The 24,487-nt window shown below is 66.2% G+C and carries 24 protein-coding genes and 1 pseudogene; 19 read left to right on the top strand and 6 right to left on the bottom strand.

Features of this window, described 5'->3' with window-relative positions:
- The first annotated feature begins 10 nt into the window (after nucleotides 1–10).
- From ACOGXQ_RS04535 to ACOGXQ_RS04455, 17 genes are all read left to right on the top strand, one after another.
- A complete protein-coding gene (locus ACOGXQ_RS04535; protein ID WP_419946260.1) occupies nucleotides 11–1,465 on the top strand; it encodes a bifunctional folylpolyglutamate synthase/dihydrofolate synthase in 1,455 nt (484 codons plus the stop codon).
- A 63-nt stretch (nucleotides 1,466–1,528) separates the two neighbouring features.
- Entirely contained in the window at nucleotides 1,529–1,975 is a 447-nt protein-coding gene (gene ndk / locus ACOGXQ_RS04530; protein WP_419946259.1) for a nucleoside-diphosphate kinase, read from the top strand.
- Between the two features lie 5 nt (nucleotides 1,976–1,980).
- On the top strand, nucleotides 1,981–3,033 hold the full coding sequence (locus ACOGXQ_RS04525) for a rod shape-determining protein (RefSeq protein ID WP_419946258.1): 1,053 nt from the start codon (nucleotides 1,981–1,983) through the stop codon (nucleotides 3,031–3,033).
- A gap of 11 nt (nucleotides 3,034–3,044) precedes the next feature.
- Nucleotides 3,045–3,935: a rod shape-determining protein MreC gene (gene mreC / locus ACOGXQ_RS04520; RefSeq protein ID WP_419946257.1), complete on the top strand. Its 891-nt coding sequence runs from the start codon at nucleotides 3,045–3,047 to the stop codon at nucleotides 3,933–3,935.
- 16 nt (nucleotides 3,936–3,951) lie between these two features.
- On the top strand, nucleotides 3,952–4,485 hold the full coding sequence (locus tag ACOGXQ_RS04515) for a hypothetical protein (RefSeq protein WP_419946256.1): 534 nt from the start codon (nucleotides 3,952–3,954) through the stop codon (nucleotides 4,483–4,485).
- On the top strand, nucleotides 4,478–6,685 hold the full coding sequence (gene mrdA / locus ACOGXQ_RS04510; protein WP_419946255.1) for a penicillin-binding protein 2: 2,208 nt from the start codon (nucleotides 4,478–4,480) through the stop codon (nucleotides 6,683–6,685). The genes ACOGXQ_RS04515 and mrdA overlap by 8 nt, the downstream gene beginning before the upstream one ends.
- A complete protein-coding gene (gene rodA, locus ACOGXQ_RS04505) occupies nucleotides 6,682–7,851 on the top strand; it encodes a rod shape-determining protein RodA (protein ID WP_419946254.1) in 1,170 nt (389 codons plus the stop codon). Before mrdA ends, rodA begins: the two co-directional genes overlap by 4 nt.
- Nucleotides 7,852–7,993: 142 nt before the next feature.
- A complete protein-coding gene (locus ACOGXQ_RS04500) occupies nucleotides 7,994–10,003 on the top strand; it encodes a TIGR03960 family B12-binding radical SAM protein (protein ID WP_419946253.1) in 2,010 nt (669 codons plus the stop codon).
- A 67-nt stretch (nucleotides 10,004–10,070) separates the two neighbouring features.
- Complete coding sequence (locus ACOGXQ_RS04495; protein WP_419946252.1) at nucleotides 10,071–10,895, top strand: TIGR03936 family radical SAM-associated protein; 825 nt, start codon at nucleotides 10,071–10,073, stop codon at nucleotides 10,893–10,895.
- Nucleotides 10,888–12,810 (top strand): Rne/Rng family ribonuclease, encoded by a 1,923-nt coding sequence (locus ACOGXQ_RS04490; RefSeq protein WP_419946251.1) that lies wholly within the window; start codon nucleotides 10,888–10,890, stop codon nucleotides 12,808–12,810. Before ACOGXQ_RS04495 ends, ACOGXQ_RS04490 begins: the two co-directional genes overlap by 8 nt.
- 131 nt (nucleotides 12,811–12,941) lie before the next feature.
- The gene (gene rplU, locus ACOGXQ_RS04485) at nucleotides 12,942–13,253 is read left to right on the top strand and encodes a 50S ribosomal protein L21 (RefSeq protein WP_419947335.1); all 312 of its coding nucleotides are present in this window, start codon (nucleotides 12,942–12,944) and stop codon (nucleotides 13,251–13,253) included.
- 46 nt (nucleotides 13,254–13,299) lie between these two features.
- Nucleotides 13,300–13,551, top strand: a complete 252-nt coding sequence (gene rpmA / locus ACOGXQ_RS04480) for a 50S ribosomal protein L27 (protein WP_419946250.1) — start codon at nucleotides 13,300–13,302, stop codon at nucleotides 13,549–13,551.
- A 51-nt stretch (nucleotides 13,552–13,602) separates the two neighbouring features.
- On the top strand, nucleotides 13,603–14,871 hold the full coding sequence (gene obgE, locus ACOGXQ_RS04475; protein ID WP_419946249.1) for a GTPase ObgE: 1,269 nt from the start codon (nucleotides 13,603–13,605) through the stop codon (nucleotides 14,869–14,871).
- Between the two features lie 60 nt (nucleotides 14,872–14,931).
- Entirely contained in the window at nucleotides 14,932–16,026 is a 1,095-nt protein-coding gene (gene proB / locus ACOGXQ_RS04470) for a glutamate 5-kinase (RefSeq protein WP_419946248.1), read from the top strand.
- Between the two features lie 28 nt (nucleotides 16,027–16,054).
- Complete coding sequence (locus tag ACOGXQ_RS04465) at nucleotides 16,055–17,347, top strand: glutamate-5-semialdehyde dehydrogenase (protein WP_419946247.1); 1,293 nt, start codon at nucleotides 16,055–16,057, stop codon at nucleotides 17,345–17,347.
- A 75-nt stretch (nucleotides 17,348–17,422) separates the two neighbouring features.
- Nucleotides 17,423–18,304 (top strand): AAA family ATPase, encoded by an 882-nt coding sequence (locus tag ACOGXQ_RS04460; protein WP_419946246.1) that lies wholly within the window; start codon nucleotides 17,423–17,425, stop codon nucleotides 18,302–18,304.
- 50 nt (nucleotides 18,305–18,354) lie between these two features.
- Nucleotides 18,355–19,791, top strand: coding sequence for a vWA domain-containing protein (locus ACOGXQ_RS04455; RefSeq protein WP_419946245.1), 1,437 nt, complete (start codon nucleotides 18,355–18,357; stop codon nucleotides 19,789–19,791).
- A gap of 151 nt (nucleotides 19,792–19,942) precedes the next feature.
- Here the strand turns inward: ACOGXQ_RS04455 and ACOGXQ_RS04450 are convergent, their stop codons facing one another.
- Complete coding sequence (locus tag ACOGXQ_RS04450) at nucleotides 19,943–20,437, bottom strand: hypothetical protein (protein ID WP_419946244.1); 495 nt, start codon at nucleotides 20,435–20,437, stop codon at nucleotides 19,943–19,945.
- Between ACOGXQ_RS04450 and ACOGXQ_RS04445 the strand changes: the two genes are divergently transcribed.
- Nucleotides 20,345–21,115 carry an SDR family oxidoreductase gene (locus ACOGXQ_RS04445; protein ID WP_419947334.1) on the top strand — a complete coding sequence of 257 codons (771 nt, stop codon included), beginning with the start codon at nucleotides 20,345–20,347 and terminating at the stop codon, nucleotides 21,113–21,115. The two genes, ACOGXQ_RS04450 and ACOGXQ_RS04445, sit on opposite strands and share 93 nt — an antisense overlap.
- A 30-nt stretch (nucleotides 21,116–21,145) precedes the next feature.
- Here ACOGXQ_RS04445 and ACOGXQ_RS04440 read toward each other — a convergent pair whose 3' ends face one another.
- The 3 genes from ACOGXQ_RS04440 to ACOGXQ_RS04430 form a co-directional block, all read right to left on the bottom strand.
- The gene (locus ACOGXQ_RS04440; RefSeq protein WP_419946243.1) at nucleotides 21,146–21,925 is read right to left on the bottom strand and encodes an alpha/beta fold hydrolase; all 780 of its coding nucleotides are present in this window, start codon (nucleotides 21,923–21,925) and stop codon (nucleotides 21,146–21,148) included.
- Between the two features lie 124 nt (nucleotides 21,926–22,049).
- Entirely contained in the window at nucleotides 22,050–22,889 is an 840-nt protein-coding gene (locus ACOGXQ_RS04435) for an SMP-30/gluconolactonase/LRE family protein (RefSeq protein WP_419946242.1), read from the bottom strand.
- Nucleotides 22,890–22,991: 102 nt separating this feature from the next.
- Nucleotides 22,992–23,498 carry a hypothetical protein gene (locus ACOGXQ_RS04430; RefSeq protein WP_419946241.1) on the bottom strand — a complete coding sequence of 169 codons (507 nt, stop codon included), beginning with the start codon at nucleotides 23,496–23,498 and terminating at the stop codon, nucleotides 22,992–22,994.
- Between the two features lie 112 nt (nucleotides 23,499–23,610).
- On the opposite strand from ACOGXQ_RS04430, the gene ACOGXQ_RS04425 reads away from it, so the two are divergent.
- Nucleotides 23,611–23,862, top strand: a complete 252-nt coding sequence (locus ACOGXQ_RS04425; protein WP_419946240.1) for a hypothetical protein — start codon at nucleotides 23,611–23,613, stop codon at nucleotides 23,860–23,862.
- 53 nt (nucleotides 23,863–23,915) lie between these two features.
- Here the strand turns inward: ACOGXQ_RS04425 and ACOGXQ_RS04420 are convergent, their stop codons facing one another.
- The gene (locus ACOGXQ_RS04420) at nucleotides 23,916–24,056 is read right to left on the bottom strand and encodes a hypothetical protein (protein ID WP_419946239.1); all 141 of its coding nucleotides are present in this window, start codon (nucleotides 24,054–24,056) and stop codon (nucleotides 23,916–23,918) included.
- A 251-nt stretch (nucleotides 24,057–24,307) separates the two neighbouring features.
- A pseudogene (locus tag ACOGXQ_RS04415) lies at nucleotides 24,308–24,448 on the bottom strand (CoA transferase); the annotation flags it as partial.
- Nucleotides 24,449–24,487: the final 39 nt, after the last annotated feature.

Below are 24,487 nucleotides of genomic sequence, written 5' to 3'. Positions count from 1 at the left end.
GCCGCGCATCTTGAGCCGTCGGCCGCGAGAGACTGGGGCGCCAGACGCAGGACCGAACAGCTCGGCGTCGGGTCCGTTGCGCGACTACGAGGCTGCGCTCGACTGGCTCGATTCCCACATCGATCTTGAGCGCCTGCTGGGCAGTCCCGAGGCGACCGCGCCGACGCTCGATCGCATGTGGACGCTCATGGGAATCCTGGGCGATCCGCAGGACAGCGTCCCGGCCATCCACATCACCGGAACGAACGGCAAAGGCAGCACAGCCCGGCTTGCGGCAGCGCTGCTCGGTGCCTGCGGTCTGGCTGCGGGCAGCTACACCTCACCGCACATCGAACGTGTCAACGACAGGATCTCGGTGGCGAATGAGCCGCTCGACGACGAGTCGTTCGCGCTGGCCGTCAGCGAGATAGCGGTCTTCGAGCCGATGGCGATCGACCGCTGCGGGGAACGGCCGAACTATTTCGAGGTGATGGCGGCCGCCGCGTACAACTGGTTCGCCTCGACGGCGCACGTGAATGTGATCGAGGTCGGCATGGGCGGGCGCTGGGACGCGACGAACGTTGTGGATGCGGCTGTGGCGGTGATCACCAATATCAGCGCGGACCACCTCGAGATCATCGGGCCGACGCTGGCAGACGTGGCTTCGGAGAAGGCGGGGATCATTTCGCCTGGAGCGACTGTCGTCTGCGGCGAGACCTCTCCCGATCTGGTCGAGATCGTGGCGGGTGTTGCGGCCGAGACCCGTTCGGAGCTTTGGCGCCGCGGCGTCGACTGGGATGTGACTGCCCGCCGACCGGCGATCGGCGGGCAGCTCGTCACCGTGTTCACACCGTTCGGGGAGCGCAGCGACCACTTCGTGCCGCTGCATGGCGCACACCAAGCGGTCAATGTCGCAACCGCCATCTGCTCGGTCGAAGCGTTCTTCGGCCGGAGGCTCGATGACGATGTCGTCGCGGCAGCGCTCGAAGACGTCACGTTGCCGGCCCGTTTTGAGATTGTTGCGGGACAGCCGACGGTGGTCATTGACGGGGCGCACAACCCTGCTGGTGCTGTGTCCTTGCGAGACACGCTGGCCGAGACGTTGTCGATCTGCGCCGACGCCACGGCCGGCTTTGACGAGTCCGCTCCGACAAGTCGGGGATCGGCGCGTGTGCTCGTCATCGGAGCAAACAGGCCGCATGATCCTGCTGCATTCTGCGAGGCCCTTGATCTCGGCGTCTTCGATGCCGTGGTGGCAACGGCCGCGTCCTGGCCGCGTGCGACGCCGCCGAGCGATGTCGTCGATGCAGTGGGGCGGGCGGCAATTGGATGTGACCGGCCGCCCGAGATCGTCCCCATCGCAAGCGTCGACGACGCTGTGCGGTGGGCCGCCGATCGGGCCGGCGCGGATGGCACTGTCGTGGTGAGTGGCTCGTTGTACGTTGCCGCCGAGGCCCGGCGACTTCTGGGGGGCGACCCGCATTAGCCTCGGTCGTGCAGCCGCTGGCGCGACGCGTCGGCGCACGGCGACAGACCGAAGGAGACCGCGATGGGCCACACGTTGGTGATCTGCAAGCCCGACGCGGTCGAGCGGGGCCTTGTCGGAGAGATCATGGCCAGATTCGAGCGGAAAGGTCTCACCATCGCTGCTTTGGAGCACCGATGCATCGACCGTGAGACAGCCGAGCGGCACTACGCCGAGCATGCTGGCAAGCCGTTCTACGAGCCGTTGCTCGAGTTCATCACTCGGTCGCCGTCGGTCGTGATGGTGCTGGATGGGCCCGACGATGCCGGCGATGACATCTTCGCCGTCGTCCGCGCCCTGGTGGGGGCCACCAATCCGGCGAAGGCAGCGCCCGGCACCATCAGGGGTGACTACGGGATCTCTCCGACCGAGAACTTGGTGCACGGATCGGACAGTCAAGCCTCTGCCGAGCGGGAAATCGCCCTGTTCTTTGGCACCCTCGTCTCAGCCAACAGCAAGGCTGAGCGCTGATCGTCATGAATGCGCCGGGCCGGCCTCGCAAGCGCGGAAGCGTTCTCGGCGGCCGGGACATCGCCGTGGACCTCGGCACTGCGAACACCATCGTGTTCGTGCGCGGCCGGGGCATCGTGCTCAACGAGCCGTCTGTCGTCGCCGTCGATTCCATGACTGGCAACTCGCTGGCCGTGGGCCACGAGGCCAAGCGAATGATCGGCCGGACGCCCGGCAACATCACAGCGATCAGCCCGCTCAAGGACGGCGTGATCGCAGACTTCGACATCTGCGAGAAGATGCTCCGGCACTTCATCAACCAAGTCTCCCAAGTGCGATGGCCCAAACCGCGCATGGTGATCTGCGTGCCCTCGGGGATTACTGGCGTCGAACAGCGCGCCGTGCAGGAAGCTGCCGAGTACGCGGGTGCCCGCCAAGCATACATCATCGAGGAGCCGATGGCAGCAGCGATCGGCTCGGGCTTGCCGGTTCAGTCGGCGCAGGGCAGCATGATCGTCGATATCGGGGGCGGCACGACCGAGGTAGCTGTGATCTCGCTCGGCGGGATTGTCACGGCGCGTTCTGCCCGTGTCGGCGGCAACATGATCGACGCGTCGATCGTCGCCCACGTCAAGAAGGAGCATGGTCTCATCGTGGGCGAGCGCACTGCGGAGGAGATCAAGCTGGCACTCGGATCGGCGTGGCCGCTGCAGGAGGAGATCTATGCAGAGGTTCGCGGTCGCGACATGGTGAGCGGGCTTCCCGAATCAGTGAGCGTCAACAGCATGGAGATTCGTGAAGCGATTGCGGCCCCAGTTGCCGCCATTGTCGACTCGGTCAAGGCAACACTGGACGACACTGCGCCAGAACTCGCCGCCGATGTCATGGACTACGGCATCACCCTCGCCGGAGGCGGTGCCATGCTCCGAGGAATAATCGAACGGCTGCGTTCTGAGACGGGCGTCGCAGTCCACATCGCGGAAGATCCGCTGTTCGCCGTGGTACGCGGCTCTGGACAGACGCTCGAGGAATTCGACGTGCTGCACGGTGTGCTGTATTCGTCCACCGAGGGGCGCTGACGCCCCCGGCCGTGGCCCGCCGCGCCGGACTCCGGCGGCGCACTTGGCTCCGCTTGGCCCTGCTCGTCGTAACGGCCATAGCACTGCTGACGCTTGATGCCCGCGGGTCCGCAGGTGTTCTCGGCGCGGCGCGCGGAGCGGTGCTGGACGTGTTGGGTCCGGTGCGGTCCTTTGGAGACTGGGTGACCGGGCCGATTCGGAACGCTTGGCGCGGCGTCGTCAGCTACGACGACCTGGAGGCAGAGAATGCGCTGATGCGCAGCGAACTGGCTGAGGCGGAGGCATCCGTTCTGCGGGTCGGAGAGTTGGAGCGGGATCGTCAGGAGTTGCTGGCGCTGCTTGGCGCCCGCGACACGGCACGGGCCATCCCCCGGGTCACCGCGCGGGTCATCGATGCACCGGTGTCGAATTTCGAGCGAACGATCGTCTTGGAGGTGGGCCGTCGCGACGGCATCCGAGAGGGGATGCCCGTGGAGAGCGGCCACGGTTTGGTCGGCCGGGTGGTGGAGGCCCACACGAACCGGTCGCGAGTCGAGCTGCTGACCGATCCCAACTTCGATGCCGGCGTTCGCATCGTGCGTTCCGGAGACGCCGGCCTCATATCGGGACGGGGGCCGGACCGCGACTTGGAGGTGAGCTATATCGAACTGGAGACCGTGGTCATCCCGGGGGAGACCGTGGTGACTAGCGGATTCGAGGGGAGCACGTTTCCCGCAGGCTTGCTCGTGGGCACGGTCACCGATGTCGAGCCCGATGCGGTACGGGGGGCGCAGCGGGTCACGGTTCACCCGGCAGCGGACCTGACGCGGCTTCGCTGGGTGCAGGTGCTGCTGTATGAGACAGATGTCCCCGAGCCGGTGATCGTCGACCGGGAACCTGATCCGGGGAGCGATGCGTCGTGAACGGAGATCTGCGGTGATGGCGAGCGCGGGTCCGCTGGCCCGATCGGTGGTGCTGTTGGTGGGTACCGTCGTGATGCATGTCGGTCTGCTGGTTCACATGACGCCCGCAGGGGTCATTGTCGACCCGCTCGTTCTGCTGGCCGTCGTTGGCGGGGTAGTGGGGGGCCGGGGAACCGGTGTGTCATTCGGCGCCGGCTGCGGTTTGGCGACCGATCTCATCCTGCACACGCCCTTCGGCATGTCGCTGCTGGTGCTGACGCTCGTTGGCTACTTGTCGGGCATCGTCGCTGAGCAGACCGGGTCGGCGCGCGGGCTGGCTCGTGCCGCCTTGGCGTCGGTGCTTGCGGCCGGCGGCATCGGGCTGTTCGCATGCGCAGGCTGGCTGATGGACCTCGAATACGTGACCGATGCGCCGATCGTGCGCATAGCGATCGTCACCGCAATCGCTGCCCTGCTGGCGAATCCGCTGCTTGAGCGCGCAGTTCGATGGGCGCTGGCCATTCGTCCGCGAGTGTCGGCGACACGAGTCCCGAGGTCCCGCAGTGGATGAGACGGTCCGTCGCCGGATGGCCTTTCTGGGCATCGTGATCGTGGGACTGTTCGGAGCGCTGTTCACACGCCTGTGGTACCTGCAAGTGCTCGAAACCGAGCAGTTCACGGTGGCTGCGGAGTCCAACCAGGTTCGCATCATCATCACGCCGCCGACGCGTGGCCGCATCCTCGACCGTCACGGAGTCGTGCTTGCGGACAACAAGCGCACCGGTGTTGTGACGATCGACCAGTCCAGCTACACCGACGATCAAGCAGAGTCAGTGCTCGTCGCGCTGGCTGACCTGCTTGACATTCCGGTGGCCCGGCTCAGTCAAGGCCTCGACGACCTGCAAACGCACCCGCTTGCCCCGAAGGTCGTCGCGACCGGCCTGGACGAGGACGGCTTGCTGCGGGTGGCCGAGCGGTCGATCCCCGGCGTCGAGGCCAAATGGGATTGGGTGCGGACCTACCCGCAGAATGAGGTCGGCGCGCACATCGTCGGGTACGTGGGGGCGATGTCGGAGCGCCAGCATCGTGAGCTGATCGACGACGGCTACCTTCCCTACGAGCGAGTCGGTCGGGCAGGCATCGAGGGTCTCTTCGAGGCAGAGCTTCACGGCGAGCCCGGTCGCACCAAGCTCGAGGTGGACCGGCTCGACCGGGTACAGCGCATCTTGGCTGACGTCCCGCCTCAGCCCGGCCATGACATCGTGCTCTCCATTGACGTCGAACTGCAGGCGGCAGCCGAGTCGTACTTGCGGCAAGGCCTGATCGCAGCGCGCAAGAACGTGAGCGAGGACTCCGGGTTCTTCTACCCGGCGCTCACCGGTGCTGCCGTCGTGATGGACGCCCGCAACGGCGATGTGCTGGCGATGGTGTCGCATCCGACGTACGACCCGAACTGGATGGTGGAGGGTCTGAGCCTGGCCGAGTACCGATCGGTGTTCGAGAATCCCTACGCGCCCGGAGCGCTGAACAATCTGGCGGTGCAGGGCATCTATTCGCCGGGATCGGTGTTCAAGCCCGTGACCGCGCTGGCCGGACTCGAGGCCGGGCTGATCTCGCCCCGCGCTGCGTTCCACGATGTCGGGTACTACCGGATTCCTGAAGCGCGGGGATGCACCGGCCGATGCACGTTCTTCAATGCAGATCGTGCTGCGCTCGGAACCTTGGATCTCTCCGGGGCGCTGACGCGTTCGAGCGATGCCTACTTCTACAAGGTGGCCGATGACCTCTACTGGGTCGACGGCCCCGAGCAGTGGGCCATCCAGGACATGGCGCGCTCGCTTGGACTCGGTTCGCCGACTGGCGTGCAGCTTCCGTTCGAGAAATCCGGCCGGATTCCGGACGCCGATGTCAAGAAGACGCTGTTCGACATCAGCCCGGAGGCCTACAACCCCTACAACGAGCCAAGCCGCTGGTTTCCCGGCGACAACATCAACACGGGCATAGGGCAGGGTTTCGTCGCAGCGACGCCGATTCAGCTGGCAAACGCCTACGCCACGATCGCCAACGGCGGCACCTTGTTCTCGCCCAACGTCGTCGAGGCGGTCGTCTCGCGTCAATCCGAGACGTTCGGCGAGGCGGTGCTGGAGTTCGAGCCGAGAGTTCTTGGTGTCGCAGACTTCCCCGACGGGAGCGCGGTGGTGCGCGAGGGCTTGGGCAATGTCACCAATTCCAGGCTCAGGGGCACTGCGGCCAAGGCGTTCGAGGGATACGACCACGAGGGCTACCGGGTATCCGGCAAGACCGGCACGGCCCAGGCGCAGGGCCTCAACGCTGTGCTGCGGCGCAAGAAGGAGGACACGGCGGTGTTCGTCGCGTGGGCGCCGACACACGACCCTCGGTATGTGGTGGCCGTGGTCATGGAGGAGGCCGGGTACGGCGGTGAAGCGGCTGCGCCCGTGGCACGACGCATCATGGAGGCGGTGCGTGCCTACGAGCAGCGTTGGCCGGAACCGCAGATTGCGTTCGTGCCGCCGCAGCCGGAGTGTCCCGAAGTGCCTGAGGCGTTGCGCGGCGATCCAGCGTTCCTCGGCTATGTGCCCGAGGGCTGCCCTTGGGGAATCCAGCTGCCGCGCGCCAACACGCCTGCGGACGCAGACGGTGACGGCATCCCCGATGTAGACGAGATCACCGGCGCGCCGCAGAGCGATATGCCGCGCCGCGGGGCGGCACTGCGGCGCCGTGAGACCCGTCGCGGGGCGGCACTGCCATGATCGCCCGGCTGCTGAATCGCACGCACACACGGCGCGAGCTGCGGTCACCGGCATGGTTCGCCGACTACTCGCTCGGACTGGCGGCAATAGCCGTTGCCTGTGTGGGCATCGCCATGAACTACGCCTCCACTTGGCGCAGCCTGACGTTTGATGGCGATGACCCTTGGACGGTGGCTCGCCGACAGGCCATTTTCGTCGGCGTCGGCATTCTGGTCATGATCGTTGCGGCGGTCGTCGACTACCGGGTGCTGCGCTTCTACGCAACGACCGCGTACCTGATCGTGCTCGTTGCCCTCGGGGCGCTGTTGCGCTGGGGTCCCGAGATTCGCAACACCCGCTCCTGGTTCGAGCTGCCGTTCTTCGGGTTCCAGGTGCAGCCTTCGGAATTCGCCAAGCTCATCGTGATCGTGTCGCTGGCCGCGTTCGTCGCCAACCACGAGGGCTACCTGCGCTTCGACACGCTGTTCAACGCAGGATTGCTGCTGTTGGTGCCGATGAGCCTGATCTACCTGCAGCCCGACCTCGGCACGATGCTGGTCTTCGTGGCTGTGGCGATGGGCATGCTGCTGGTCGCCGGCGCCCAGCTCCGCCACATCGTCGTCATCACGCTGGCCGGCATCCTGGCGCTGGTGCTGGTCTTCAGCATTGATGCGCTGCAAGGGCCGCGCCTGCTGAACGAGACGCAGCGGAATCGCTTGACGGCGTTTCTGGACCAGGATTTTGAGCCTCTCGAAGCCTCGTACAACTTGCGCCAGAGCCAGATCGCGATCGGTGCCGGCGGCATCTGGGGCCACGGCTGGAAGCAGGGCACCCAGACGAATCTGGACTTGGTGCCCGAGCAGCACAACGACTTCATCTTCACGGCACTGGGGGAGGAGTTCGGCTTGGTCGGCGGCTCGATCCTGCTGGCTCTCTATGCGTTCATGTCGGTGCGCATCTGGCAGACAGCCCGCAGCGCGAGCGACCCCTTCGGACGACTGCTCGCCGTCGGCGTGCTCTCTATGCTGCTGTTCCAGGTGTTCCAGAACATCGGCATGACCGTCGGCATCATGCCGATCACCGGTATCCCGCTGCCGCTCATGAGCCACGGGGGCTCGGGGACGGTGACTGCATTCGCCGCCGTCGGCATCGTCATCAGCGTCGGCGCCCGTCGTTACGCCGTGTGACACGTTCAGCCACGAGCACAAACCCGTTCGAGGGGAACCTGTTGTCTCCCGCTCCTGTTACCGATTCTGATTGGATGCGGACTCACGGGCCGCTTGGGTCCAGGCCTCTTTATCCACAGGTGCCGGTAGCGTTGACCGCGCAATGACGACACTGTGGCCACGGCTCGAGTCCCTGCTGCCACGCGTCTCCAAGCCGGCTCGATACATCGGCTGCGAGGACGGGATGCAGCAACCACGTGCTGGTTCTCACATCACTTCGTGGCTCTTGGCCTATCCCGACACGTACGAGATCGGCCTGCCGAACCAGGGACTGCAGATCCTCTACGAGCTGCTGAACGAGCGACCCGACGCGAGCGCCGAGCGGGCGTACGCCCCGTGGATCGACCTCGAGGCCGAGATGCGCGCTCATGGGCTGCCGCTGTTCTCGGTGGACACCCATCGGGCTGCGGGTGAATTCGACATCATCGCATTCAACGTCTCGGCTGAGCTCGTCTACACCAACGTGCTCAACTGCATCGACTTGGCCGGTGTGGCGGTGCGCTCGGCGCAGCGCCGCGACGCTGACCCGCTGATCGGAGCCGGCGGTCATTGTGCGTTCAACCCTGAGCCGCTGGCCGATTTCGTGGATTTCTTCGTGATCGGCGACGGCGAGGAAGTTGTCGGCGAGATCACTGACGTCGTGGGCGCCTGGAAGCACTCCGGCAAGCGGGCCGGCACTCGTGAGGGTCTCCTGCGTGAGCTTGCCGGCATCGAGGGCGTCTATGTGCCGTCGATGTACGTGGTTTCCTACGACGGGGCGACGCTCGTCGAGGTGACCCCCAAGCATTCGGACGTGCCGCCGCTGGTCGCCAAGCGGATGGTCGCGGATCTCGCCGACTGGCCGTACCCCCGTCGGCAGCTCGTGCCGGTCACCGAGGTGGTGCACGATCGACTGTCCGTCGAGGTGTTCCGGGGCTGCACTCGGGGGTGCCGCTTCTGCCAAGCGGGCATGATCACCCGACCGGTGCGGGAGCGCCCTGCTGCACAGGTGCGAGAGATGGTGTCGGTCGGCCTCGAGCACAGCGGGTACGACGAAGTCAGCCTGATGTCGCTGTCCACGGCGGACTACAGCGGCATCGCCGAGTTGGTCCGCGACACGGTCTCGCTTGGCGGCGCCGGTTTCTCGGGCACAGCCGGCGGCGAGTCGGATGTCGGCCGTATCAGCGTTTCGCTGCCGAGCTTGCGTGTCGATGCGTTCACCGTCGACGTGGCGGCCCAGGTGTCGCGCGCGCGCCGTACGGGGCTGACGTTTGCCCCGGAGGCGGGATCGTGGCGCCTGCGCCAGATCATCAACAAGCTCATCACCGAAGAAGACCTGTACGGCGCAGTGCGTTCGGCCTACAGCCAAGGCTGGCATCGCATGAAGCTGTACTTCCTGACGGGTCTGCCTTCGGAGATGGACCCCGACACCGAGGCCATTGCACACTTGGCCGACACGTGCGCTCGCATCGGGCAGGAGTACACGAAGCGGGCGTCGGTGACGGTGTCGCTGGGGGGCTTCGTGCCCAAGCCGCACACGCCGTTCCAGTGGTTCGGGCAGAACCCGCCCGACGAGTTGGCCCGCAAGGTGCGGTTGGTTCGCTCCGCGCTGGGCCGAAACCGTCGCGTCCAGCTCAAGTGGCACGATCCGGCCGCTTCTGCTGCTGAGGGCATCGCCAGTCGCGGAGACCGGCGCGTGGGAGCAGCCATCGAGTATGTCTGGCGCAAGGGCGGCACGTTCCAGGAGTGGAGCGAACGCTTCGACCTCGCGCTGTGGGAAGAAGCGATGGCAGCGTGCGGCCTCGACATGGATTGGTACGTGTACCGCCATCGAGGCGAACACGAGGTGCAGCCGTGGGATCACATCGGTGCCGGGCTGCACCGCGATTTTCTCTGGCAGGACTGGCAGGACGCCTTGGCTGGGTACGGCCTGCCTGACTGCCGATGGACCCCGTGCTACGACTGCGGGGCCTGTACTGAATATGGGATCGAGCACATGGTCGCGTCCCCCGTCGCCCCCAACGGCGGCAGTCAGGGGACGGGACAGGATCTCGCGACCGGCCATCTGGTGCCGGTCGAGCTGCGTCCCCGCCAGCTGGCGGGCGCAGGAGCATCGGTTGGAGGCGGCGCATGATGCGCTGCCTCGATGCGCCGGTGCTGAGCCGCAGTGCCGCTCCCACCCTCGTGGGTGGGAGACGGTGTTGAGGCTGCGCGTCCGCTTCTCCAAGGCCGGCAAGATCCGGTTCATCGGTCATCGGGATGTGGCCCGGGTGACCGAGCGTGCCGTGCGCAAAGTGGGACTGCCCGTGGCCTACAGCGAGGGCTTCTCGCCTCGGATGCGGATGAGCTTCGGCTTGGCGCTGCCGACGGGGTACGAATCCGAGGGTGAGTACGTCGAACTGCCGCTGGTTGCCGAAGCGCTGCTTCCCAGCAGCAGCGGGAGCGGCGCAGGCGCTGAGGGCACAGCTGCGGGGCCGGTGATCGTCTGCCGCGGCGGATCTCACGCTCCTTGCCCGCACGAGCCGATCTCGGCCGGCCCGAGTTACTGCACCGTTGCCGAAGCGCTCTCCGAGGCCCTGCCCGTCGGCATGGAGGTGACGGCGGCTGTGCTCACCGACGGCAGCGGGCCGTCGCTGCAGGCCGCGATTCGCTCGTGCGGTTGGCAATTCGAGATCGTGGGTCTGGGGGCGACGTCGGCGACGAAAGCGGTTGCGGAGTTCCTTGCTGCCGGTACCGTCGTGACAGAACGGGTGCACAAAGGCAAGACCGTGAGTTCAGATGTCCGCCCCAGCGTCAAGTGGCTGCAGGTGGTCGAGTGCCCGGATCGGGGGGCCTTGCTGAGCACGGAGTTGTCGGCCACGCCTCGCGTGGTGCGCCCCAGCGAACTGGTGCCGGCGCTCGCTCCGACGCATGACATGGGCATAGCCCGAAGAACACATCAATGGACGTGTGGCGCCGAAGGACGAGCCGAACCGGCCGGGCCTTCTGGATGCGCCCAGAGACAGAAGGAAACCTTCAGTGGATGAATCAACACTGAACGAGACAAAAAACAACACAGCAGACCGGAACAGGAACAAATCAGCACAGAACAACTCACCGGGCAACAGCTCGGCCGAGAATCAACCAGCGGAAGCGGCGCCCGCGGTTCGCAAGCGTCGGCTTGTAGCGCCCACGACCGAGCCTGCACCCAGGCAAGCGGCGGGGTCACCGCGGAAGACAGGGCCGAAGCAAAGGGCTGGATCCCAGGCAAGTCCTAGGGCCAAGGAGAAGGCTGAACCCAAGGGCAAGACGAGAACAGATGCAGCCGAAGCCGGGACCGCGTCGGCGAAGCCTCCTCCTCCGGTGCCGCCGCCGGCACGCAAGCCCAAGCCGCAAATCGGCGACAGCCGACCGGCACCGACCTCACAGCCTGCCGAGGGCGAAGGCGCCACCGGACGTCGCCGCCGCCGTCGAGGCGGCAGGGGACGCGGCGGGCGCAGCCGGTCCAGTGAAGCCCCGACGCCCGCGAACGAGGGGCGCAATGGTTCCCGCGCTCCAGTCGAGGCGATTCTGGCCGATCAGCAGCCGGTAGAACTTGACGACGAGCAGCTCTCCGAACGCCGCGGGAAGTACCGCAATGGCAAGCCGATCGGCCGCCACCGCATGTGCGTTCACGTCGCGGAAGGCGCCACGCACATTGCCGTGCTCGAGGGCCGATCCCTCATCGAGTACTACGTCAGCCGCCCATCCGATGACGCATCCGAGATCTACGGCAACCTCTACCTAGGTCGGGTGCGGCGTGTGCTTCCGGGCATGGAGGCTGCGTTCGTCGACATCGGCACGCCCAAGCAGGCAGTGCTCTACCGGGGCGATCTGACCGTCAACACCGACGACAGCGACGATGACTCCAGCCCCGAGCGCAAGCGGACCGGCGGGCGTCGGGGCCGCGTTGTCGAGGGACCGGCAATCGGCGAGCTGATCCGCAACGGCCAGACGATCATGTGCCAGGTCATCAAGAATCCGATCGGCCACAAAGGAGCGCGCTTGACGACAGAGGTATCGCTCCCAGGCAGATTCGTGGTGCTCATTCCGAACAGCAATGTCACAGGCATCTCCCGCCGTCTGCCGAGCCGCGAGCGACGGAGGCTGCGCAGCTTGTTGGACAAGGAGATTCCCGAGGGCTTCGGCGTGATCCTGCGGACGGCGGCCGAGAGCGTCACACCCGCGGAAATCCGCCGGGACATCGAACGGCTCACCCGTCAATGGACCCAGATCTCCGAGCTTGCCGAGCGTTCTGGTGCCCCGGCGCTGCTGTTCCGCGAACCCGAGCTGGCAGTTCGCATCATCAGAGAGCAGTTCACCGCGGACTTTCGTGAGGTGGTGATCGACGATCCGTCGCTGTTCGAACAGGTCAAGGGATACATGGAGGCGGTTGCCGCACCGCTCGTCGATCGCATCCGCTGCTACGACCCCGTCGCCGAGCGTCTTCCCCTCTTCGAGCGCGTCCACGTTGCCGAACAGGTGCGCAAGGCCACCGACCGCAAGGTCTGGCTTCCCTCGGGCGGCTCGCTCATCATCGAGCACACCGAGGCCCTCACCGTGATCGATGTCAACACCGGGCGCAACGTAGGCAGATCCAGCCTCAACGAGACCCTGTTCCAGAACAACCTCGAGGCAGCGACCGAGATCGCCAAACAGCTCCGTCTGCGCGACATCGGCGGCATCATCGTCGTGGATTTCGTCGACATGGACGACAAGCGACAGCGCGAGAAGCTCATGTCGACGCTGAACGAGGCATTGGCACGCGACAAGACCAGAACTGCGACTGAGCCGATCTCGGACATGGGCATTGTGCAGATGACCCGGATGCGCACCGGAGAGGGACTGCTGGAATCGATGTCCGATCCCTGCGACGTCTGCGAGGGCCGGGGCATCCAGCTCCGCGAGTCGCTTTTTGCTTAGCGGCTGAGTCCTGGACCCGAGCGGCTGATGAGCTCGTCGTGCTCAACGCGCGAACACGAGCGGGAAAACAGAGGCCGCATGCGAAAACGAGCGCGCTGAAGCCGGGTGGTCATCGGTATCCTTCCGGAGTGATGTATGCAGTCATCGCCACCGGCGGCAAGCAGCGCCGCATCGAGGCCGGCCAGCGGCTTGACGTTGAACTGCTTGCAGTGCCGGTCGGCGAGGAGGTCGCCTTCACGCCGGTCCTCGTCGTCGACGACGGGACGGTGCTCGCGACTCCCGACGAGCTCGACGGCGCTCTGGTTCGGGGACGGGTCGTCGGCGAGGCCAAGGGTCCCAAGATCGACGGATTCACGTACAAGAACGCCACCACCAACCGGCGCAGGTGGGGCCACCGGCAGCGCTACAGCACCGTCGAGATCACCCAGATCGCCATCGCCTAGCGGCATTCCCGCAGGCACGCGCGACTGGACACCAAAGGACAGCACGATGTCGAAGACCAAGGGCGGAGGCTCTACCCGCAACGGGCGCGATTCGGTCGCAAAGCGTCTCGGGGTGAAGGTGTACTCGGGCCAGGCGATCGATGCGGGCGGCATCATCGTGCGCCAGCGGGGCACTAAGTTCCATCCGGGCCGCAACGTGGGCCGCGGCAAGGACGACACCCTGTTCGCGACCGCACCGGGGGTTGTGCGTTTCGGCTACCGCCGCGGACGCCGGCTGGTCGACGTCATCACGTCCTAGCTCCGACATCGTGACGTCCGAGCGGGCGTCGAAGGTCACAGCCGAACGCTGATGAGCGAGTTTGTCGACGAATGCCAGCTGCACGCCAAGGGAGGCAACGGCGGTGCCGGCTGCGTGTCGTTCCGCCGTGAGGCGCATGTGCCTCGTGGCGGCCCCGACGGGGGAGACGGCGGGCACGGCGGAGACGTGTGGCTGGTGGCCGACCGCAACGTGGCGTCGCTGCTGGCGTTCCGGGACTTCCCGTTCCGGCGGGCCGCCGACGGAACCCATGGCCAAGGGCGCAAGCGGCACGGCCGCAACGGCGACGACGAGCTCGTCAGGGTGCCCGAGGGCACCACCGTGCGCGATCGGGATGGCGTGGCGATCGCCGACCTGGTGAACGAAGGCGACCGCTGGCAGGCCGCCCGAGGCGGACGAGGCGGGCGTGGCAATGTCCGCTTTGCATCGAATCGGCTGCGGGCTCCTCAGTTCGCGGAGCAGGCAGAACCCGGCGAGGAGCACTGGTTCGGCTTGGAGCTGAAGCTGATGGCCGACGTGGCACTCGTCGGTTTCCCGAATGCCGGCAAGAGCACCTTCATCAGCGCTGTGTCCGCTGCGAGGCCGAAGGTTGCCTCGTACCCATTCACGACGCTCACGCCGAGCCTGGGGGTTGTCCGGCTTGACGATGGCGCCCGTCGTGATCGAGTGAGTCCGCAGGGCAGTTTCGAGATGGTCCTCGCGGACGTGCCGGGACTGATCGAAGGCGCAGCCGAGGGCAAAGGACTCGGGCACCAGTTCCTCCGGCACGTCGAGCGAGCCCGCGTGCTGCTGATCATGGCGGATCTGGCTGAGCTCACCGGTCGTGACCCCCATGAACAGGTCGAGGTGCTGTTGAGTGAGCTCGTGCGCTACAACCCCGAGCTCGCGACCCGACGCAGGCTGGTCGTGGGCGCCAAGTCCGATGTGGCACACCTCGACTGGGATGGGCCTCGCGTCAGCGCGGTGACCGGTGAGGGTGTGAATTCGGTACTCGGAAACCTCCGAAACCTGGTTTCTGAGGCCCGCGAGACCGATGATGCACCCGCTCAGTACGTGGTGCACCGACCGTCGTCGGGCGGCATTGCCGTGCTGCGTCTTGCGGATGGGATCTTCGAGATCGAGGGACGCCAAGCGCGTCGAGCGGTGGCGCTGTCGGACCTGACCGATCCGGCCGCGCTGGCGTGGGCACAGCGGCGGCTGGAGAAGCTCGGCGTGTCGCGTGCGCTGGCCCGCAACGGCGCCCAGTCGGGTGATCTCGTTCGCATCGGCGACTTCGAGTTCACTTACGAAGCTGACGTATGAGACTGGGCACATGACCCCGGTCGCTGTCATCAGAACGGCGAGACGGCAGGATTGATGTCGATGCCTGCCTCACAACGGCTGATCGCCAAGATCGGGACATCGTCCATCACCACATCGGGCGGGCAGGTCGACCTTGACGCCGTCGCGAAGCTGGCATCCGATGTCGCGGACGTGCGCGCTGGTGGCCACGAGGTGATCGTGGTCACCTCCGGTGCGATCACCGCGGGCGTGCAGCGCCTGAACGTCGAGCGTCCCACTGAGCCGGAACGGCTGCAGGCGCTGTCGGCCGTCGGTCAGATCGACCTCATGGCATCCTACCGGGAGCTGTTCGCGGAGCACGGCATGGTCGTGGGCCAAGTCCTGATCGCCCCGCACGACTTCCGTGACCGCGACCAGTATCTCCACGCCCGAGCAACGTTCCACCACCTGCTCGACCTCGGTGTCGTGCCGGTTGTCAACGAGAATGACGCGATCGCGGACGACGCCATCCGCTACGGCGACAACGATCGGATCGCTGCGCTTGTTGCGAACTTGGTGCGCGCCGATGCGCTGATCCTGCTGACCGACATGCCCGGCGTTCTCACAGCGGACCCCAATATCGATCCCGATGCCTCGCTCATCTCGGAGATCCTGGAGGTGAGTCCGTCGCTGCAGGCTGCCGCAGGCGCCGCGAACGCGGTCGGCAGCGGCGGCATGGCCTCGAAGCTCGCAGCGGCGCGGATGGCCTCATGGAGCGGCGTGCGCACGGTGATCGCTGCAGCCCGCCGACCCGATGTGATTGCTGAGGCTGCTGCAGACCTGCCAAGCGTCGGCACCACGGTGCCGGCGCGCGACGCCCGCGTCTCCGCCCGCAAGCTCTGGATCGGGTTCGCGGTGGCTGCCCGAGGATCCGTGACCGTTGACGACGGCGCTCGCCGAGCGGTGACTGAGGGCGGAAAATCGTTGCTCGCGGCCGGCGTCGTCGGCTCTGAGGGGTCTTTCAGTGCGGGCGAGGCCGTCGACATCGTCGATTCGGATGACGCGATCTTCGCCAAGGGACTCGCAGCCATCGATGCGGAGGGACTGCGCGTCACTGCCGGCCTGCGCAGCGATCAACTGCCCGAAGGCATGCATCCCTTGGTGGTGCACCGCGATGACCTCGTCATTCTGGGGTGATTGAGGGCGATGCCACTAGTCTGCTCGGGTGCCTGACGTGGTTTCCGGGACCGCACCGGAGTCGACCGGCAGCGCTGTATCCGCGGAGGTGCTCGCGCTCGGCGAGCGCGCCAAAGCCGCCGCAACAGTCCTGGCGCAAGCTCCGGGCGCTGTGCGGGACGAGGCTCTGCTGTCGGCCGCGGATCTGCTGGAAGAGGCAACCGACAGCGTTCTGGCCGCCAATCGGGACGACGTCGCCAACGCCGAAGCGGCGGGCACATCGGCCACGCTCGTCGACAGGCTGCGGCTCGATCACGGCCGCATCGGCGCCATGGCTGCTGGGATCCGCAACGTGGCGGCCCTCGCCGATCCGGTCGGGCAACGCGTCGACGGCTGGGTGCGGCCCAACGGGCTGGTGGTCGAACGAGTCAGGGTGCCGCTCGGCGTCGTCGCCATCATCTACGAGAGCCGGCCGAACGTCACTTCGGATGCGTTCGGGCTGTGCCTGAAGTCCGCCAACGCGGCATTCCTGCGGGGCTCATCTGCGGCGCTCCAGTCCAACATCGCCATTGCCGAGGCGCTGCGCGAAGGCGTGGTCAAAGCCGGATTGCCGGCAGATGCGCTGCTGCTGGTCACCGACATCCGTCACAGCGCCGCCACGGAGTTCATGCGTCTCCGCTCCTGCATCGACTGCCTGATCCCGCGAGGCGGCCCTGCGCTCATCTCATCGGTGCTGGCCAATGCCACGGTGCCCTACGTCATCGACGGCGACGGCAACTGCCATGTGTATGTCGACGCAGCAGCCGACCTCGACATGGCTGCAGACATCGTCGCCAACGCCAAGCTGAGCCGGCCGTCGGTATGCAACGCCGCGGAATCCCTTCTGGTTCACCGAGCAGTGGCTGAGACCTTCCTGCCGCGCATCGTCGGATGTCTCGGTGATGTGGAACTGGTCGGCGACGCGGCGTCCCGAGCCATCTCACCCCAGATCGGCCCTGCCAGCGATGACGACTTCTCGACGGAGTTCTTGGCGCTGAAGATGAGCGTTGCGGTCGTCGCCGGTCTCGATGAGGCAGTTTCCCACATCAACCGGCACGGAACCGGGCACAGCGAGGCCATCGTGACCGGCAACCTCGCTGCAGCGCAGGAGTTCACTCGTCGGGTCGATGCGGCCGCCGTGTTGGTAAATGCCTCGACCCGCTTTGTCGACGGCGAAGAGTTCGGCTTCGGCGCGGAGATCGGCATCAGCACCCAGAAGCTCCATGCCCGCGGCCCGATGGGCCTCACCCAGCTCACGACGACGAAGTTCGTGGTGACCGGTCAGGGCCACACGCGCGGGTGATCGTGCCGAGGACCTGCCGCGGCTGCCACACTGTCTGACTGCGTCATTTCACCACCTGCCCCGGAGATCCCCATCATGAGCGAGACAATGTTCGGAGACCTCTCGGGTGTCCGCGAAGGCTTGGCGGAGGTCGAGTACCTCGCCGATGACGGCATCGCCAGCGTGGTCTACTTGGCGGAGCGCCTCGGCAAGCCGGTGCTCATCGAAGGACCCGCAGGCACCGGCAAGACCGAGTTGGCCAAGTCGGTGGCGGCGATGAGCGGTGCTCGCCTGATCCGGCTGCAGTGCTACGAGGGACTCGACGAGGCCAAAGCGCTCTACGAGTGGAACTACAAGAAGCAGCTCCTGCGCATCCAGGCCGACCGGGGCGTCGACGCCGAGCACGAGGACTGGGTGGAGCTGCAGGACGACATCTTCCAGGACGAGTTTCTGCTCACCCGACCGTTGCTTGAAGCGATCAGTGCCGAAGACAAGGTAGTGCTGCTGATCGACGAGGTGGACCGGGTCGAGATCGAGACCGAGGCGCTGCTGCTCGAGATCCTGTCCGAGTACCAGGTCTCGATTCCCGAACTCGGGACCATCACGGCCAGCCAGATCCCGCTGGTGTTCCTGACTTCGAACAACACCCGTGAGCTGTCTGAGGCGCTCAAGCGCCGGTGCCTCTTCCTGCACATCGACTATCCCGATCTCGAGCGTGAGAAGCAGATCGTGCTGACCAAGGTGTCCGGCATCGGCGAGAATCTGGCAGAACAGATCGCACGGGTCGTGCGCTCGGTCCGCCAGCTGGAGCTCAAGAAGGCGCCATCGGTCTCCGAGACGCTGGACTGGGCCAGAACGCTGGTGCTGCTCGGCATCGAGAACATTGACGTCGAACAGGCCAAGCAGACGCTTCACATCCTGCTCAAGTACCAGTCCGACATCGAGAAGGCCGCCAAGGAATTGACGGTCGAGGCCTAGGCTGCGCCAAGGCAATTCGGGCCGGGCTGACGCACCGACGGGAGTCGACCATGCTGGACCTGCTCAGCGGCTTCGTGGGCGAGCTGCGCAACGCGGGGCTGCCGGTCTCGTTGACGGAGAACCTCGACGCGATGGAGGCCGTCAAGCACATTCCCATCGAGGACCGCGACGCGTTCAAGTACGCGCTCGCCGCAACGCTCGTGAAGAACGAGCAGCACTGGCGGGCGTTCGAGACAGTCTTCGAGGTGTATTTCTCGCTGCGCGGTCCCGAGTACAACGTCGGCGATGAGGACGGCAACGGCGAATTCGATCCCGACAGCCTCGAAGAGTGGATGTCCCAGCAGATGCAGGGCATGGGAGGCCGCGGGGGAGGGCAGGACATGTCCCCCGAAGAGATCGCCGAGATGCTCTTCCGGGCCCTGCTGAATGCCGACGAGGCGATGATGGCGGCAATGGCCCGGGCCGCCGTCACACAGTTCGCCGGCATGGAGCCTGGCCGGCCGGTCGGCGGCACCTACTACCTGTACCGGACGTTGCGCAATCTCGACCTCGACGGCATGCTCGAACGCCTCGTCGAGGAGTCCGCCCAGCGGTACGAGGGCGAGCTGACCCCGCTGGCCGAGCGGCTCGAGCGAGAGGAATTCGAGAACCGAATCGAGCAGCTCAAGCGGGAGATCGAAGCCGAGATCCGCCGCCGCCTGGTGGCCGACCGCGGCGTCGAGGCGATGGCAAAGACCCTGCGCAAGCCTCTGCCTGAAGATGTCGACTTCATGCATGCCAGCCGTGAGGAGATGGCAAATATCCGCAAGGCCATCCAGCCCCTCACGCGCAAGCTGGCAGCCAGACTGGCCCGCAAACGCAAGCACAAGCGCCGCGGTCCGCTGGATTTCCGGGCCACCGTGCGTCGCTCTCTCTCCTACGGTGGTGTGCCTGCTGAACCCCGGTTCCGCCATCCGCGCCCGAACAAGCCCGAGCTGATCGTGGTGGCGGACATCTCAGGCTCGGTCGCCGCGTTTGCCCGGTTCACCCTGCATCTCGTCTACGCGCTGCAGAACCAGTTCTCCAAGGTGCGCTCGTTCGTCTTCATCGACGGCATCGACGAAGTCACCCACATGTTTCAGAACGAGGAGGACATCACCAACGCGGTCCATCGAGTGAACACCGAGGCTGACGTTGTCTGGGTCGACGGCCATTCCGACTACGGCCATGCCTTCGGCGTCTTTTGGGAGAACTTCGGCAAGGACGTCAACGCCAAATCGACGATGATGTTCCTCGGCGACGCCCGGAACAACTACCACTCGACGAATGCGTGGGTGCTCAAGGAGTGCCAGAAGCGAGCCCGATCAGTGTTCTGGCTGAACCCTGAACCTCGCTCGTACTGGGACACGGGCGACTCGGTGATCACCGAGTATTCGACCTACACCGACGGCGTATTCGAGTGCCGCAACCTGCGCCAGCTCGAAGGCTTCGTGGACAACTTGGCTTAGAGGATGCGCCAATAGGCGTTGACCTGCGGAAACGCTCAGCAAGTCGGATGGCCATGCAAGTCTGTGGTCAGCGCGCATGACGGTCGCTTGGGTGAGCGAGATGAACCCGATCGACGCGGTGCCGATGACCGCGGTGACCACCAGCGCGATCTCATAGTTCGGGGTCCAGGCGAGGGCCATGACCGAGACGCCGAAGGCGAAGCCCAGGCCGGTCATGATCGAGTCGGCGCTCGGCGAGTCGGCACGCGAGGCGAGCACGATGGACGCGACGACGGCGCCGATGGAGGAAGCTCCGGCGATGAAGCCGACCTGCCGGTCGCCGAGGCCGAAGACGCCCTCGACAAGCACAGGCTGAAAGGCGACGTAGCTGAAGCCGAAGCAGCACCATCTGCCCGAACAGCATCAGCCGCCGCTTCGACAGTCGATCAGCCGCCACGCCGCCGAACAGCGTCGAGATGCCCAAGGCCGCGCCGAAGGAGAACATGACGATGCCGAGGGCCCCCTCGCTCTCGGTGAGATCCCAAGCAAGCAGCGAGCGCAGCAGGAACTGCATCTGGATGCTCATGAACGAGAACACGCCGCTGAGCCACAGCAGCCGGAACGCCGGCACCCTAGCGCCCGCCAACTCGCCGACACCGGCGCCCACATCGTCATCGCCGACCTGCTCGAAGAACTCGGCAACGAGACGGCGTCGGCGGTCGGCGGTCTGTTCGTGCGCTGTGACGTCACCGACATCGACGACGCCCGAGATGCGGTGGACGCTGCTTCTGAGATGGGGCCGCTGCGGGCGCTGGTCAACTCCGCCGGACTCGGCCGTGCCGGTCGCACCATCGACCGCAACAACGTTCCGATGGACCTCGAGCAGTTCCGCTTCGTCATCAACGTGAACCTGATCGGCTCGTTCAACATGCTGGCCCAGGCCGCGTCCGCGATGGCCAGGACCGAGCCCGTCGACGCCGACGGCTCCCGCGGGGCGGTGGTCAACATGGCGTCGGTTGCGGCGTTCGACGGCCAGATCGGCCAAGCGGCGTACTCGGCCTCCAAGGGCGGCGTCGTGGGCATGACCCTGCCGATCGCCCGGGACCTGTCCGCCGTCGGCATCCGCGTCAACACGATCGCACCGGGCCTCATCGACACGCCGATCTACGGCGAGGGCGAGCAATCCGATCAGTTCAAGGCGTATCTGGGCCAGAGCGTGCTGTTCCCCAAGCGGCTCGGCTCTGGCGAGGAGCTGGCCTTCATGGTGATGGAATGCATCACCAACCCGTACATGAACGGCGAGGTCATCCGGGTCGACGGCGGCATCCGCATGCCGCCTCGCTGATCCACGCCTGAACGGCCGACGATCAGCGGCTCAACCCGCCAGCGACTCCACGAAATCAGCGACCACGTCGTTGAAGGCCTCGGGCCGCTCTTGGTTGGCCAGGTGGCCGGCGCCGGGAATCTCCGCGTAGCAAGCTCCCGCTATTCCCTCGGCCAAACGCTGCGAGGAGCGAGGCGGGGTGACCTCGTCGTGCTCCCCCACCACGACAAGCGTCGGTGCCGTGATGCGCTCGAGCTTCGGGTAGTGGTTCGACTCGGCCATGGAGTCGCAGGCCCACTGGTAGCAGGGCATGCGAATGGACGGCACCATCATCTCGGCCACCTGGGCACGCATCTCATCGCTGGCCTCTGGGCTGACGAGCCGTTGCGCACGTGCGGCGGCGAAGCCCTCGGGTCCCAGGTCGACGAAGTCGGCAGCCCGGGCTCGCATCGCCGCCGCCTGTTCGGGCTTGGTACCTGCGCCGGCGCTGGAGTCGGCCAGGGTGAGCGCCGACACCAAGTCGGGGCGGCGCAGGACCAGCCGGGTTGCGGTCACCCCTCCCCACGAAACGCCCAGCACCACAGCAGGACCGCCCGAGACTGCCTCGATGAGCGCAGCCGCAGCGTCAGCCCAGCCGTCGATGCCTGGCGCCGTATCGGGATCGGCCGAATATCGGTAGCCGGGAGCATCCCAGGCCACCACCCGCATATCCAGCCGCTCGGCCAGCGGTCGCTGCGGCTCGAACGCGTCGGCGCATGAGCCGATGCCGTGCAGGCACAGCAGCACGGGCGCGTCATGACGGCCATAGGACCAGTGAAAGACGTTGCTCATGCCCGCAGTCTCGCCGCTCGACGCGCTGCCTCGGTGGGCACCAAGGCACGGAGGGCCCGCTCGCTCTCGCAGATCAATCGGTCCAGCGGCAGTTCCAGCGCCGCAGGCACCCTGCGACAATCCGTCACCTGCTCGGGCGCACCCGGGCCAGAGGCGTCGGCACACCGGCGACCGGTGCACGGGTGCGGAAGATGCATCCGCCGTCGGACGTGCCGCCGCCCGTCACGATGTACAGATCGCGCATGTCGGCACCGCCGAAACAGACGCTGGTGACGAAGCGGTCCGGAACCGGCACGGCGAGGTCCGACTCACCGTCGGGTGTGTAGCGCTGCACCCGGCCGCCCTCGGCCAGCGCCACCCAGACGCCGCCCTCGACGTCCACGGCGAGACCGTCGGGCACCTTGCGTTCCCTCACGAACTCACGACGGTTCGACACAACATCGCCGTCCACATCGGACACCCACACCCGCCCCGGAATGCTGTCGGAGTGGTACAGCCGGGTGCCGTCGGGCGAGAATCCGATGCCGTTCGTGAGCTGCACATCGTCGTACACCTCGTCGGTTGAGCCGTCGAGGTTGATGCGGTACAGCTCGCCGGCTTCATCGGGAGACGATTCGTCGAAGGGGTCACGCCGCAGCGAGCCAACGTAGACCCGCCCCAACAAGTCAGTGTGCATGTCGTTGAATCCGGCCACCTCGGGCGCGAACAGCACGGTGGAGCCCTCGGCGGTGACGTGCTGGATGTTGCGCCCGCTCACCACCACGCCGCCATCGGCGTGCAGCACCATCCCGCCCACGCCTCGCCGCTTTGGCACCACGACTTCGATCTCGCCATCGGGCGTCCGCCGGCACACGCCGCCATTCGGCACGTCGGAGAAATAGAAGTTGTCGTGCTCATCGACCCGGGGACCCTCGATGAGGCCCCAGCCCGAACTCAGCAACTCCAGCTCGAAGTCAGCGCTCATCGACATCTCTCCTGTTCCGACCTCGTCTCTGCGCCGAGTCCCGACACTCGGCCATTGGCCACCTACCCCGGCCCGATGGCCCGCAGTGTCAGCCGTTGAGCGTCACGCTGGACCCATTGCCGCGGGCACAACGGCTGCCTGCAGCGCGTCGACCCGAGTCACGATCGCCCGCAGGTCGACACGCAGTTCGTCGATACGACGGTCCACAGCGTCAACGCGCTTGTCTACCGCGTCGATCTTGATGTCAACGGTGTCGAAGCGGGAATCAACGGCATCAAACCGGGAGTTCAGCCCATCGAAGCGTGAGTCGACTGCCTCGAAGCGGGCGTCGATCTGACGGTTCTGGGCCTCGAAGCGGGCGTCGATTGCCTCGAAGCGTGAGTCGATTGCCTCGAAGCGGGCGTCGATCTGACGGTTCTGGGCCTCGAAGCGGGCGTCGATCTGACGGTTCTGATCATCGAAGCGGGCGTTGACAAGAGGAACTATGTCATCGATGCGAGCATTGACGCCTCCGAATCCCCACTTGATCACCGCCCACACGCCGCCAGCGAACGCTATGGCGACCGTGAGGACGACTGTCAGCAGCGGCGGCACACTCGCCCAGTCCATAGATCCATACTATGCAGCGACGCAGTTGGCGCAAGCGATTTTGCCTTGACCAGTTTCGGCCGGTGCTCCCAACCGCCACACTGACCGGCCATCGATCTGATGGAGACCGGCAATGAATGATCCTCGGTACCAATACCGAGTGTCGTGGTCCGACGAGGACGGCGCCTGGATCGGCGTGTGCAACGGATTTCTGCTCGTCAGCCACATTGCACCCACCCAGGCAGAGTGCCTTCGCGGCATCCGCGCCCTGGTGGACGTCATCGCGACCGACCTGCACGCCACTGGCGAACCGCTGCCCCGGCCGGTCCCCTGGGCTGCGTTTGAAGCGATGCGGCTCGACGCTTCTGTCGGGTCGGCTGGCTGACCATCCGGCGCGCCTTCTGGCGCACAGCACCGATTGTCGGCGGCCAGCGCTGCTCAGCTTGATGGGCTGAACTGGATGGGCAGCGGTTGGCCTGCGCGGGCGAACAGGTCCTGCAGCATCCGCAGGGTCATGCCCCAGATGACGCGTCCGTGTCCCAACTCGATGCCTGGGAAGTGCTCGTCCCCGCGGCGCACGCCAAGAAGCTCGCCACCGAGATCGCCGAAGCAGATATCGCCGCGTGCATTCAGGCGATGGGGCAGAGGGCCTGCACAGCGGCCACCCAGGCGGCCACCACCTGGTCGGGACCCGCTCGGCGCTCTCCACCAGCCGTTCGAGCGTGCTCTTCCCGCCAGGCGTGCGGAGGTCCAAGGCGACCGACCGCTTCCCTCGATTGCACGCCTCGTAGTGCGGGGTACGGGCTTCTCAGATCGCCAGGCGAATTGGGGATGACCCGCCCCAAGTCTCCCATGCCCGGCAGCTCGATCTTGATGACCGACGCTCCCATGTCGTGCAGGGTCGCTGCAGCCTGCGGTCCCTGCACCAGGACGGCCAGGTCCAGAACGGTGTAGTTGTCAAGCGCTCCCATCGCCCGATGGTAGCCCCCACCCGGGGGCGGCAGCCCTGC

It is taken from the genome of Candidatus Poriferisodalis sp. (assembly GCF_965208485.1).
Taxonomy (GTDB): Bacteria; Actinomycetota; Acidimicrobiia; order Acidimicrobiales; family Poriferisodalaceae; genus Poriferisodalis.
Note: the sequence above shows the minus strand (reverse complement) of the source record. Positions and strands in the feature narration are given on the sequence as shown.